This is a genomic window from Salimicrobium halophilum (genome assembly GCF_900100295.1).
GTDB lineage: Bacteria > Bacillota > Bacilli > Bacillales > Halobacillaceae > Salimicrobium > Salimicrobium halophilum.
This window is the reverse complement of sequence record NZ_FNEV01000009.1, coordinates 70,166-82,806: the sequence shown is the minus strand read 5'-3', so window position 1 is coordinate 82,806 and position 12,641 is coordinate 70,166. Positions and strand designations below refer to the sequence as shown.

Here is a 12,641-nt window from a genome sequence, read left to right as displayed (position 1 = left end):
TATTTTAGCCAAAAGCATCGAATTAATGGTATCATAAAAAGTAATGAAACAGTGCGAGAATCGGTTCCGAACGTAGGTTCCGGTGCGTGGTAAGGAGGGGTTTTTGATGAAGTATGTAGTGGGTGCAATTATACTTATAATTGCCCTTATCATCGCGGGCTTCATATGGAGAAAGCGCGTGTATGATGAGATCGATCGATTGGAAGCGTGGAAATTGGATATCATGAACAGGAATATCGCGGAAGAGTTGTCCAAAGTGAAACAGCTCAATCTTTCCGGAGAGACGCAGGAGCGTTTCGAGAAGTGGAGGGATCGTTGGGAGCATATACTGACGAGAACACTTCCCGATATGGAGGATGACCTTTTCGATATGGAAGAGGCTGTCGATAAGTTCGGATTCAAGAAGATCAAGAGACAGAAAGCACACACAGAGAGTAAATTGCAGCACGTCGAAGATGAAATCAAAGAAATGCTGGAGGAGTTGAATTCTCTTCTCGATTCTGAGAAAACCAGCCGTATCGAGGCTGAGGCGTTGAAACCGGAAGTAGATCGATTAAAGCAGCGTCTCATAAAGAATCGATACAGTTACGGCCAGGCTGTCCACCATTTCGAAAAGCGACTCGATGACACGGAAGAAAAAGTGAAACAGTTCGAAAATCTTACAGAAGAAGGGAATTACCTGGAAGCTGAAGAGTTGATTCGTTCTGTACGCGAAGATGTGAAGCAGCTGGATGAAGAAACCTCTCATTTTCCAGAGTTGTTGCGGAAGTGTAAACGCGATCTTCCTCAGCAGTGCGAAGAATTAGAACGAGGCATTCAGGAAATGAAACAGGAAGGATACCGGATAGAACATTTAGGGTTTGAAGAAGAAGTACATAAGTATCAGGAAGAACTTCCTGTGTATGTAGAGAAGATGGAAGCCGGTGAAGAGATCGACTATGAAGCGATTCAGGACATAGAGGCCCGTATCGGGGAAATGTACCACCTTCTAGAAGGTGAAGCGGTAGCTCATCAGTCGGTAATAAAGAATTACGAACCTTTTTACCAGGAACTTGAGGAATTGACGTTTGATATACGTGAAATTGAGGAAGAAGCAAAAGTAGTCAGAGAGACCTATCAATTCAGTGAAGAGGACCTTGAAGCCTTTCGTCAGGTGAAAGGTACTTTAAATAAACTGAAAGAAGCCGATGAAGAGATAAGGGGACGAATGGCTGATGGTTATACATCTTTTTCTAGTATATTAGACCGATTAACTCAGGATAAAGAAGACCTGGAATTATTGAAAAAAGAGAAAGCTTATGTAGAATCACGGCTGGAAGAATTGAGGAAAGATGAAAAAAACGCGAAAGAGAAAATCCATACCATGGAGCAGACGATTTCGGATACGAATAGAAAACTGAAACGGAGTAATCTGCCCGGAATTCCGAATGAATTGTTTGAAGCGATGGAGGAGGCCCAGCTTTCCATTGATAAGGCTTTCGAAGCTGTCAAGGAACAGCCGCTGGATATGACAAGAGTCAATAAACGGTTGAACGAAGCCGAAGCCTCTGCAGATCAAGCCTTTGAACAGGCGAAGACAGTCATTGAACTGGCGCATCTTACGGAAATTCTGATCCAGTATGGAAATAAGTATCGTACCTCTTATCCCCTTGTAGCGGCAGAACTGACTGAAGCGGAAAAGGATTTCAGATCCTACGAGTATGCTCGTGCCTTCGATCGTGCTTCAGAGGTTCTGGAACAAATAGAGCCTGGCGTAGTCGACCGTCTCCGTAAACAGGAGGAGGTCACTGTCTAAGGAGAGGTAATATGAAAAAGGTGATCATGTACGGACTTGGAACGCTGACGGTGCTAACGTGGAGTGTCGTTATTTTGTTGGTGATCCCTGGTGATGATCTTTCCGGTAGTGAGGAGCATTCACAGATGAGGACTCCCGTGAAGCTGGAGGAAAACATCGATTTTGCAGGGGTATCAGAAAAGATAAACGAGCTGCGATCCAGCAACAAAGCGCGCACCGTTTTCGGGGAACAAGTGATTACGGATGAGTGGAAGAAGGATGTAGCGGATAACGGAAGGGTCAGTATCGATACGGTCCTCCGTTCGCTGGATTCGAATGGATGAAGAACAAGTGCAAATGCTGCCTGTCGATGAATATCGACAGGCTTTTTGTATGGAGAAGTGGATTAAATGGAATAACTGTGTTAACATAATTGATTGCAATTATGAACGTAAAGGAGCATCTCCTATGATCTACTTGGATAACAGTGCAACGACCCACCCTTTTTCCGGAGTTCTTGATACGTTTCGGCAGACATCCGAGCGTTACTTCGCCAACCCATCCTCAATCCATCCCTTGGGTGGGGAAGCGGAGAGATTGCTCGAGGCATCGAGAGAACGTGTTTCATCTATACTAGGTGGACAGGAGGGAAGAGTCATATTCACTTCCGGCGGAACAGAAAGCAATAACCTCGCAATCAAAGGAACTGCTTTTATGCATATGTCCCGTGGGAAGCACTTGATCACTACAAGGGTGGAGCACCCGTCCGTACTGGAGACCTTCGAGTCCCTCGAATCTTTCGGGTTTGAAATCACCTATGTAGATGTAGATGAATACGGGCACGTGGCGCCTGCAGATGTACACGCATCCATACGAGAAGACACGATTCTCGTAAGCATTATGTCCGTCAATAATGAAATCGGCTCGATCCAACCTTTGAAGGAAATCGGTGATATTCTGCGCTCTTATCCTAAGATCTATTTTCATGTGGATCATGTCCAGGGTCAGGGAAAGATCGATTTATCCCTGCAGGAAGCGGGTGTCGATTTGTGTTCTGTTTCCGGCCATAAGATCCATGGGTTGAAAGGTACCGGGGTGCTTTACAAAAAGGACAATGTCCGTCTCTTCCCTTTGAATCATGGAGGAGGTCAGGAGCAGGGTATCCGTGCAGGTACGGAAAACCTTCCTGGCATTGTCGCTTTCACGAAAGCACTCCGGATGATAGATGAAGAAAAGCTTCGTAAGAAAAGTGAACTCATGGAACTTCACGACCATCTATATGACTCGCTTGAAGAATTGAACGGGGTGGTTGTCAACTCGCCGAAGCATGGGGCATTCCATATCATTAATTTCTCTATGCCGGGCTATAAGCCGGAAGCTATCATTCACGCCCTTGCGAAAAGAGAGGTTTACATTTCCACCAAATCTGCCTGTTCTTCCAAGGAACCCGACAGAAGTGCGGTGCTTGAAGCTTGCAGAGCGAAAGAAGAAATAGCGACATCCGCTTTGCGTATAAGCCTTTCTTATGAAACGACGAAAGAGGAACTTGATACGTTCCTTGAAATATTAAAAGAAGTACGGGATTCTTTAGTGCAAATTTCGGAGGTGTAACGATGCAATTCGATCATATATTAATACGTTTCGGCGAAATGGCGCTGAAAGGAAAGAATAGAAAACATTTCGAGCGACAGCTGCTCGAAAACGTCCAATACAGGCTGCATGGTTTCAAAAAAGCGGTCGTAAAAAAGACGAGAGGACGTATGTATGTATTGCTGAATGGAGAAGATCCTCATCAAGTAATGAAAGCTTGCCAGCAGGTCTTCGGCATTTACAGCCTCAGCTTTGCCATTCATACGGAAAATGATGTGGAGCAGTTGAAAGAAGCGGTCCTATCTGCCATCAGGGAAGAGAAAGGTGCACGAACGTTCAAAATCTCTGCAAAACGTGCAGATAAATCTTTCCCTGTGTCTTCTGATGAATTGAATCCGATGCTCGGTGGTCACATTCTGAGAAATGTGGACGGAATCAGTGTAGATGTCCATCAGCCTGATGTTGAACTTAAAGTTGAAATCAGACATGAAGGTGCGTATGTAACGGCGGGAGACTATCGGGGGGCCGGGGGGCTTCCTATCGGTAGTACAGGGAAATCCATGATTATGCTATCCGGCGGCATTGATTCTCCAATTGCCGGTTACCTGACGATGAAGAGAGGCGTGGAAATAGAAGCGGTCCATTTCCATTCTCCTCCTTACACAAGTGAACGTGCCAAGCAGAAAGTACTTGATCTTGCTCAGGAGCTCTCTGTCTATGGAAAGCGTATAAAAGTACATGTCGTACCTTTTACGGAAATCCAGCAGAAGATTTATCGCGAACTTCCTGACAGTTACGGGATGACGATCATGAGACGAATGATGATGCGGATCGCCGAAAGCATCGCAAAAGAAGAAGGGGCTCTTGCTATTACTACCGGTGAAAGTCTCGGTCAGGTTGCGAGTCAGACGATGGAAAGCATGAATACGATCAACGAAGTCACTAATTACCCTGTCATCCGACCTCTCGTTACTATGGACAAGCTTGAAATCATCGATATTGCGAAGAAAATAGGCACCTACGACATTTCGATCCGTCCTTATGAAGATTGCTGCACGATTTTCGTTCCGAAAGAACCGAAGACGAAACCGGATCGTGATAAGACGATTGCAATCGAACAGTCCGCTGATTTCACGGAAGACCTCGAGAAAGCGCTGGGCGCAAGAGAGGTCGTTCATATCGACGGCAAAGAGGCTTCGAAGCAGACGGAGGACTTCTCCGATTTATTTTAAATTACCCTGCACTATTAGCTATCGCTTCCACTTATTCAATCTAGCTTTGCCACCCAGAAGCCCGTGAGCTAAACAGCCCAATCAGAAAAAAGAAAGGACACTTTTATCTGACAGGACTGCTTAGCTCAGAGCTTCTAAGCGGGGTGGCTCCACTTTTTTTCTCTACCTATTCGCTTCCTACCTGTGTATAATGTGACACAGCGGAAGCTTTAGGTAGAGTTTTTTTATAGAAGAAAAGCATTATCATCATGATTTGAGTAAAGGAGGAAATCCATTGGAAATTTGGTACGGTGGCAAAATATATACAATGATCCAGGAGGGAGATTGGGAAGAAGCTATTGTGGTCCGGAAAGGGAAGATCATTGATAGTGGCACGACAGAGAAGCTATATCATCAGTATGAAAAGGAAATTATTCAAGAGCATAATTTGAATGGTGCTGTGATGTATCCGGGGTTCACGGATAGTCATTTACATATGATCATGCACGGTGAACGATTGCTACGCCTCGATCTATCGTTTATGAAATCGAAGCATGAAGTACTTCAGGCATTGAAACAGCATGCAGGGAAGACACCCGCTGGAGAATGGGTGATCGGTGAAGGGTTCAATGAGAATCAATGGGTGGAAAGGGAACCTATTCATAAAGATGAATTGGATGAAGTGACTTCTGAGCACCCCGTTATGCTCTCGAGAATTTGTCGGCACGCTCTAGTTGCCAATTCAAAAGCCATAGAACTTGCTGGTGTAAAAGAAACGACACCTGATCCTCAAGGAGGAAAAATCGAGAAAGATGACGGAGGATTGAACGGATTATTCCATGACGAGGCCCAGGACTATATCAAGAAAGCGATGCCGGAAGTGTCGCCTGCGTATTTGGAACAGGCACTGACCCAGGCTGTGGAAGATATGTATGCCCGTGGTCTCGTGGGAGGGCATACGGAAGATTTGTATTACTATGGAGGGTTCCGGAAGACTCTGGACGCCTTCCACAAAGTCATAGACGGAACCGAAAGGAAGTTTCGTGCGAATCTGCTCGTCCATCATAAAGCTGTCGATGAAATGGAAGAGGAGGGGTTAACGTTTGGCGATGGCACTGCCTTTGTGGAATTGGGAGCGATGAAGGTATTCTCTGATGGTGCTCTTGGAGGTCGCACGGCCTGGTTGACCGCTCCTTACCAAGACGATCCCTCCCATAGTGGAGTGACGATTCATAGTGGAGAAGGCCTCGATTCCCTTTTTCAAAGGGCGAGAGGAAAAGGCATGCCCGTCGCTGTACATGCTATTGGAGATGGGGCAGTGGAAGCCGTCGTGGATAGGATGGAACGATTTCCGGTTAAAGAAGGCTTGAGGGACAGAATTATCCACGCCCAAATTCTGAATGACGACCTGATTGAGCGATTGCAGTCCTTATCCGTGGTACTCGATATTCAGCCCTCTTTCGTGGCATCTGATTTTCCGTGGGTGATCGACCGTCTCGGCGAGGAGCGGTTGAAGAAATCGTATGCCTGGAAAACATTATATGACAAAGGGATTCTTATCGCTGGAGGTTCTGATGCACCGATCGAGGAAGTGAATCCGTTAATGGGCATCCGAGCTGCTGTGGACCGGAGAGCCACACAGGATTATGAAGTCTATCAGGAAGAAGAAAAGCTATCCATGTATGAAGCGATTTCTTTGTACACCAAAGGGAGCGCTCATGCTGTCGGGAAAGAAAGGGAGCAGGGGATGATCAAGGAAGGCTATGTCGCAGATTTCACTATACTCGACCGTGACCTGTTCTCCCTGGCCCCTCACGAAGTAGCGGATGCTGTCGTTCTGATGACGATCGTTGATGGCGACGTTATGTATGAGAAGTAGAAAAAGGAGCTCTCGCTTCTCCTCAGTTATGGGGAAGTTCTGACCTGAATTAGCGAGAAAACATCTTATAACTTTTAGTATGAAGTCTTTTCATGAAATATAGTTACGAAAATCACCTGATTAAGACTTTTATACGGTGTTTTCGCTCTGATTTTTTAAAATAGCATTCCATAACACGTCAAGGAAGCTCAAATATGAACAAAACAACATAAATGATTCATGTAAAAGACGAACGGGGAAGATTCCCGTTCGTCTTTAATAGTGATCTCTGCTTTTTATAAAAATGTGCGCTGAACACGGTGCCAGTAGGAGTTGCCCTTAAGTTTCACCGTTTTGATGACTTTATCACTGATCGCCACTTCGATATCTTTGATGTTACGGATGGAGTAGGCCTCGTTGTCCATGCCTACGATAGGGAAGTCATTCCCGTCTTGACGCACGCCGAGACGCAGTTTTCTTTCTCCGCTGAGGATAAAGGAAGAGCCGAGTGTACGGAAACGATTATTATTTAATGAAGCCAGTTCACTCACTTGCATAGAAGGCAGAAGAGGATCGACGACGGCTCCTTTGGTAGATTTACTGTAACCAGTGCTTCCTGTCGGAGTAGATACGATAAGACCATCACCTCGGAATCGTTCGAACTCGAGGTCATCGATGTTCACGTCGATATCAATCGTTTTGATGAGAGATGAACGCACGCTGCATTCATTCAGGCAAAGGAATGTCGACTCATCGTTCACCGTAGCTTCAATCAGTGGGAAGCGTCTTACTTCGATTTCATCGTTCAGCATACTCGTAACCATCTGTTCATAGTTGTCGAGTTCAAAGTCGCAGTAAAGACCTGCTTCTTCTCCCTGACGGATTCCTAGGTAGAGGCAGTCCTGACGGAAGCCGGTTTTCCTGACAGCTTGCAGAAATGTTCCATCTCCGCCGACAGAAATGATGATGTTTGCATCCTTGTCGTCTTCAACGATAGTGAAATTATTTTCGTTGGCCAAATCTTTGACCGGCTTTAATTTTTCATCGGTCTCTTCGCTCGGGGGATAATAAAAATATAAGTTTCTTCTTTGATCTGCCATAAAGCTACCTCCTTTGATTTCTTTCGCACTGTTCATTTTATCACATCGATCCCGGTCTTTCTCCCCCTCAAACCTTCCTCATTTGAAAAGAAGGCGCACATTCGATATTGTATATAAGGATAACGATTGATGCCTCAAATTTAGGAGGAACGGACAATGGATCAAAAGAATGTAGAAAAACTGTTTACGCAAGTCGACGAAATGGCGACAGCTGTTTCTGAGGAGTTGAATATCACTTACATTGAAGCTGTTACAGAAACGCTTGATATTTTGTATCAGGGGCAGGTGTTTGAAGATTACCCCGAGAAACTTCAGGTGGATATCCGTAACAAATGGCTCGGCTTCAATAAGAACGACTATGAAAATGAAGAAATCCGTAAAGCTATTCAGCTGGCTACCCTGAAAGGGATGAAGGGGGCCACCCAGCAACAGCACCTACTGACACCTGATGCGGTAGCGACTTTCATCGGTTACCTGGTCGGTAAGCTTACGGAATTCAAGGAAGAAGATATCAGGCTATTCGATCCTACATGCGGAAGCGGTAATTTGCTGACAGCTATCCTTAATGGTGTGGATAAAAAGGTTGTTCCCTACGGAAGTGAAGTGGATGATACGCTCATTCAGCTTGCAGTCGTGCAGGCGAACCTTCAGAAGCATAATATCGAGTTCTTCCACCAGGACAGCCTTCAGCCGTTTCTTTTAGAGCCGGTGGATATCGTGACGGCCGATCTACCTGTAGGATACTATCCCGATGATGTACAAGCGTCCAAGTATGAATTGAAGGCGGAAGAAGGCCACTCTTATGCCCACCACCTGCTGATGGAACAGAGTCTCACTTATTTGAAAGAGGGAGGATACGGGATTTTCGTCGTGCCGAACTTTCTGTTTGAAAGCGATCAGGCACAGAACCTCCAGAAATATCTGCGCGACCATGCTCACGTCATCGGCATGCTGCAGTTACCGGAAGACCTGTTCAAAGATGAGAAGTTTGCAAGAAGCGTGTTCATCGTACAGAAGAAAAAAGAAGGGACAAAGCCTCCGAAACAGGCACTACTCGTGAAACTTCCTTCGTTCTCGAGTCCCGAAAAGACAGCCAATATCATCTCACAGGTCAACGACTGGTTTACCGACTACCACGCGGGGAAATTGTAAGAAAATAAGAAATATATCAGGTAACCGTTATCATTCCGTTTTACGGTTGAAAATGCAAAAAGCGGGTGGTTAAATGGTAGTTGTTGAAAGAAACGAGCCTATATTTAAGGGGATGAGCAACATTGAATAAAATCTTAGCTATTAATGCCGGAAGTTCTTCACTGAAATTTCAGCTCATTGAAATGCCTGAGGAGACGGTGATCGCTAAAGGTGTTATGGAACGTATCGGATTGAACGATTCGATTTTCAAAATTGAAACCGATGAAGATGAAGATAAAAAAATCCAGGATATCCATGACCATCAGCAGGCTGTCGACTTGCTGCTGGATACTATGACGTCTAAAGGAATCATCAAATCCCTGGATGAAATCGACGGTGTCGGTCACCGTGTCGTCCATGGGGGCGAGAAGTTCAGTGAGTCTGCCCTCGTAACGGAAGAAGTGATCCAGGCGATTGAAGATGTTTCCGAACTGGCTCCGCTTCACAACCCTGCCAACCTGACGGGGATCCGTGCTTTCCGTGAAGTGATGCCGAATGTTCCTCATGTCGTCGTTTTCGACACTGCTTTTCACCAGTCGATGCCGGAGCAGTCTTACCTATATAGTCTTCCTTACGAATACTATGAGGATTACGGCATCCGTAAATACGGGTTCCACGGAACATCTCACAAGTATGTGTCAGAGCGTGCAGCAGAAATGCTCGGACGTCCGGTGGAGCAATTGCGTCTCCTTTCCTGCCACCTTGGGAACGGAGCCAGTATCGCTGCAATCGAAGGCGGTAAGTCCATCGACACGTCTATGGGCTTCACACCACTCGCCGGTGTGACGATGGGAACGAGATCCGGTAACATCGACCCGGCCCTTATCCCTTTCATCATGGAGAAGACAGGGAAGACAGCGGATGAAGTGATGAACGTACTGAACAAAGAGAGTGGAATGCTGGCACTTTCCGGTTTCTCCAGTGACCTTCGTGATATCGAAGAAAAAGCTGCAGATGGCGACGAGCGTGCCGAGCTTGCACTTGAAGTGTTCGCGAACCGTATCCACAAATATATCGGTTCCTACGCTTCCCGTATGCACGGCATCGATGGTATCATCTTTACTGCCGGAGTAGGGGAGAACAGTATTTCTATCCGTGAACGTATCCTGAAAGGGCTCGAGTTCATGGGCGTATACTGGGATCCTTCCCTCAACAAGGTCCGCGGGAAAGATGCTTTCGTCAACTATCCGCATTCCCCGGTCAAAGTAATGGTGATTCCGACGAACGAGGAAGTCGTCATTGCGAGAGATACAGTGGAAAAAGGGTTGAAAAATTAAGTAAAAATGAGAAAAGACCTTCCGGTTAGGAAGGTCTTTTTGTTGTTGATATTCCATTTTTAATCGTTCTCTCTTACCACCAGGACATCACACTTGGCTGTGCGGGTAATATGTTCCGATACGCTTCCGATGAAGAAACGTTCCATTGCGTTGAGTCCGGTAGCTCCACAGATGATAAGGTCGGCGTTGTACTTAGGAGCGATGTCTTTGGTGATTTTCACTTTAGGAGAACCATACTCGATTACAATTTCGATACTTTCAAGCCCAGCTTCCTCCGCCTGCTTCTTGTAATCCTCAAGAATCTCATAGGCGTGCTTCTCTGCTCTCATAGCGAGAGACCGATCATAAGCTTCTACGGTGGCGAATGCTCGAGTGTCCACGATATGGGACAGGATGATTGTCGCATTGTTTCTATTTGCGATATCCACCGCTTTCTGGAAAGCCCGTTCTGCTGTTTCTGAACCGTCCACCGCTACTACAATGTTTTTGTATTCGAAGGTCATATTCCCCACTCCTTTCTATACTTATTATATATGTACCACAATCCTTTGTATAGTAGACATGTAAACGCTTTATAAAAATGAAAAAGCTGTGAACTTTTTTGTTGCCGGTAAAAAAGGTATAATGAAAGAGGAAAAAAGTTATCGATAATTGAAACCTTTGCCGAGACTGTTCGTAGATAAAGGTACAAGGTCATAAAGGAGAGGTGTCCAGGTGAGTTTTTTGAAGCGTTTGTTTTCGAAAACGAAGAAACCTTCCACGGAAGTCGAAGAACGTCATGCTCTCAATCTTCAGGTGGGAGACATAGTTACGTATGACCTTGCAGATTATGAAGTCGTAGGTAAATTGACGTATCGGGATGGGAGCTATGAATGGTATAGCTATCAGCTTCTGGAAGGAAGGGATACGAAATGGCTATCTGCTGAAATGGATGATGAACTGGAACTTGGAATGTATGAAAAAGTTCAACTTCCGGTAAACAAACCTTACCCTGCTGACGTTGATTATGAAGGTCAAACGTTTCATAAGGAGGAAGAGGGGGAAGCGAAAGTTCTCGGAGAGGGAAGAAGTAGTAACCTTCAGGGGAGCACGGTCCGTTATGCCGATTACTTGTCTGATGACGGAGAATTGATGCTCAGCATGGAGGCTTGGGGAAGCGAGATAGAGGTAAGTGTAGGAAGTTCCCTGGAAGAATACGAATTGAAGATTATCGCAGGATCCACATAAGGAGGAGATTACATTGTTTAAGTTTTTTAATCGTGTAAAGACAGTCGTAGGTTCAGAATTGAATGCGATGCTTGATAAAGCGGAAGATCCGGTGAAAATGCTCGAACAATTCATGCGGGACATGGAGAACGATATCCGTGACGCGGAGAGTGCTGTCGCCAAGCAGATCGCGAATGAAAAGATGCTGAAGCGAAAGTATGACGATGCTCAGGCTATGGTGGAAAAACGGATGAGTCAGGCGGAGAAAGCGATCGAAGCAGGAGACGAAGATCTTGCCCGTCGTGCCATCGAAGATAAGAACAACCAGCAGGAGCAAGCGGATCAGATGAAGGAATCCTACGAGCGGGCGAAGAAGGACTCGGAACAGCTCCGCACGAAATTGGATGAAATGAAGAAAGAATACCAGGAAATGAAATTGAAGAAGGATTCCCTGAAAGCTCGTGCTGAGTCAGCGCAGACCCGTACGAAGATGAACCGTACGATGTCTGATATCGGAAGTGACGAGTCGAGACAAGGGTTTGAGCGTATGGAAGAGAAAGTGATGCAATACGAAGCGGAAGCGGAAACCAGCGAAGACCTCCGATCCGATAATCGCTCTCTCGACGATGAATTCGACGCTCTCGATAAGAAAGATAGTGTAGACGACGAGTTGGCAGCTCTGAAGAAAAAGATGAATAAAGAGTAATTGTCTAATGCATACAAGCCTGGCACTGCCGGGCTTGTGTTTTACCTTGATGGAGAGGAGGCACAAAGGTGAAAGATGTTGGGAGTGTCGCTTTATTTACGATTTTTGCAGCTTTCATCGCTTTCTTCATATTTGATAGTGGTGACAGCACAGGCAGTGGAATTTCAGGTACATACGAACAGGAATCCTATGGTTCGCTTCCGGAAGAACCTTCCCGTGAGGAGATTGAAGAGACGCTTCGGGATCGATCGTTCACTTCTGTCGACGATATGATAGAAGAAACGTTTCCACAACTGGATACGGTTCAGACAGACCGTGGTCGCTCGGAAATATATATGACCAGCAAGTTCAATCTAAGAGAAGTGGAAGAGTTGATTACTTCAGAGGTACCTCCTGCTGAGGTCGGGGATAGACAGAGTGACAAACAGGCGTTGATTTATCCCGATGAGTTTGTCATATTGAAAGAAAGCGAAGAAGAAGCAGGGCTCGTATTGATCGAGCTGGCTGAAAAAGAATTCGTAAGAAACAATTACCGCCCATCGTTTTTTGATGGCATGCTTGCCTATGCGCTTTTGAATCGTGCTTTCGGAACGAATGACTGGCAGAATCGTCAACGGGATCGCTGCGCTTCCGGTGGCTGCTATGGCGGCTATTCGATGTATGGCGGGAACAGTGGATCATTCAGAGGGTCATCGAACAGAGGTGGAGGACCCGGAGTAGGAAAATAA

At 45.8% G+C, this 12,641-nt stretch carries 12 protein-coding genes; 10 read left to right on the top strand and 2 right to left on the bottom strand.

Features of this window, described 5'->3' with window-relative positions; all coding sequences use genetic code 11:
* The first annotated feature begins 106 nt into the window (after window positions 1-106).
* The 5 genes from BLQ44_RS13455 (at window position 107) to BLQ44_RS13435 (ending at window position 6,454) form a co-directional block, all read left to right on the top strand.
* Window positions 107-1,795, top strand: a complete 1,689-nt coding sequence (locus BLQ44_RS13455) for a septation ring formation regulator EzrA (protein WP_093194428.1) — start codon at window positions 107-109, stop codon at window positions 1,793-1,795.
* An 11-nt stretch (window positions 1,796-1,806) separates the two neighbouring features.
* A complete protein-coding gene (locus BLQ44_RS13450) occupies window positions 1,807-2,118 on the top strand; it encodes a hypothetical protein (protein ID WP_093194427.1) in 312 nt (103 codons plus the stop codon).
* Window positions 2,119-2,242: 124 nt separating this feature from the next.
* Window positions 2,243-3,385, top strand: a complete 1,143-nt coding sequence (locus tag BLQ44_RS13445; protein ID WP_093194426.1) for a cysteine desulfurase family protein — start codon at window positions 2,243-2,245, stop codon at window positions 3,383-3,385.
* 2 nt (window positions 3,386-3,387) lie between these two features.
* Complete coding sequence (gene thiI / locus BLQ44_RS13440) at window positions 3,388-4,596, top strand: tRNA uracil 4-sulfurtransferase ThiI (protein WP_093194425.1); 1,209 nt, start codon at window positions 3,388-3,390, stop codon at window positions 4,594-4,596.
* A gap of 274 nt (window positions 4,597-4,870) precedes the next feature.
* On the top strand, window positions 4,871-6,454 hold the full coding sequence (locus BLQ44_RS13435; protein WP_093194424.1) for an amidohydrolase: 1,584 nt from the start codon (window positions 4,871-4,873) through the stop codon (window positions 6,452-6,454).
* A gap of 275 nt (window positions 6,455-6,729) precedes the next feature.
* Here the strand turns inward: BLQ44_RS13435 and BLQ44_RS13430 are convergent, their stop codons facing one another.
* Entirely contained in the window at window positions 6,730-7,533 is an 804-nt protein-coding gene (locus BLQ44_RS13430; RefSeq protein WP_093194423.1) for an NAD kinase, read from the bottom strand.
* Window positions 7,534-7,689: 156 nt separating this feature from the next.
* Between BLQ44_RS13430 and BLQ44_RS13425 the strand changes: the two genes are divergently transcribed.
* Together BLQ44_RS13425 and BLQ44_RS13420 are read left to right on the top strand one after the other, a co-directional pair.
* A complete protein-coding gene (locus BLQ44_RS13425) occupies window positions 7,690-8,685 on the top strand; it encodes a class I SAM-dependent methyltransferase (protein WP_093194422.1) in 996 nt (331 codons plus the stop codon).
* Between the two features lie 122 nt (window positions 8,686-8,807).
* Window positions 8,808-10,001: an acetate kinase gene (locus BLQ44_RS13420; RefSeq protein WP_093194421.1), complete on the top strand. Its 1,194-nt coding sequence runs from the start codon at window positions 8,808-8,810 to the stop codon at window positions 9,999-10,001.
* 59 nt (window positions 10,002-10,060) lie between these two features.
* Here BLQ44_RS13420 and BLQ44_RS13415 read toward each other — a convergent pair whose 3' ends face one another.
* Window positions 10,061-10,504, bottom strand: a complete 444-nt coding sequence (locus BLQ44_RS13415; RefSeq protein ID WP_093194420.1) for a universal stress protein — start codon at window positions 10,502-10,504, stop codon at window positions 10,061-10,063.
* Between the two features lie 211 nt (window positions 10,505-10,715).
* Between BLQ44_RS13415 and BLQ44_RS13410 the strand changes: the two genes are divergently transcribed.
* The 3 genes from BLQ44_RS13410 (at window position 10,716) to BLQ44_RS13400 (ending at window position 12,641) form a co-directional block, all read left to right on the top strand.
* On the top strand, window positions 10,716-11,228 hold the full coding sequence (locus BLQ44_RS13410; protein WP_093194419.1) for a DUF4178 domain-containing protein: 513 nt from the start codon (window positions 10,716-10,718) through the stop codon (window positions 11,226-11,228).
* 13 nt (window positions 11,229-11,241) lie between these two features.
* The gene (locus BLQ44_RS13405) at window positions 11,242-11,913 is read left to right on the top strand and encodes a PspA/IM30 family protein (protein WP_093194418.1); all 672 of its coding nucleotides are present in this window, start codon (window positions 11,242-11,244) and stop codon (window positions 11,911-11,913) included.
* 68 nt (window positions 11,914-11,981) lie between these two features.
* Entirely contained in the window at window positions 11,982-12,641 is a 660-nt protein-coding gene (locus BLQ44_RS13400) for a DUF4247 domain-containing protein (RefSeq protein WP_093194417.1), read from the top strand.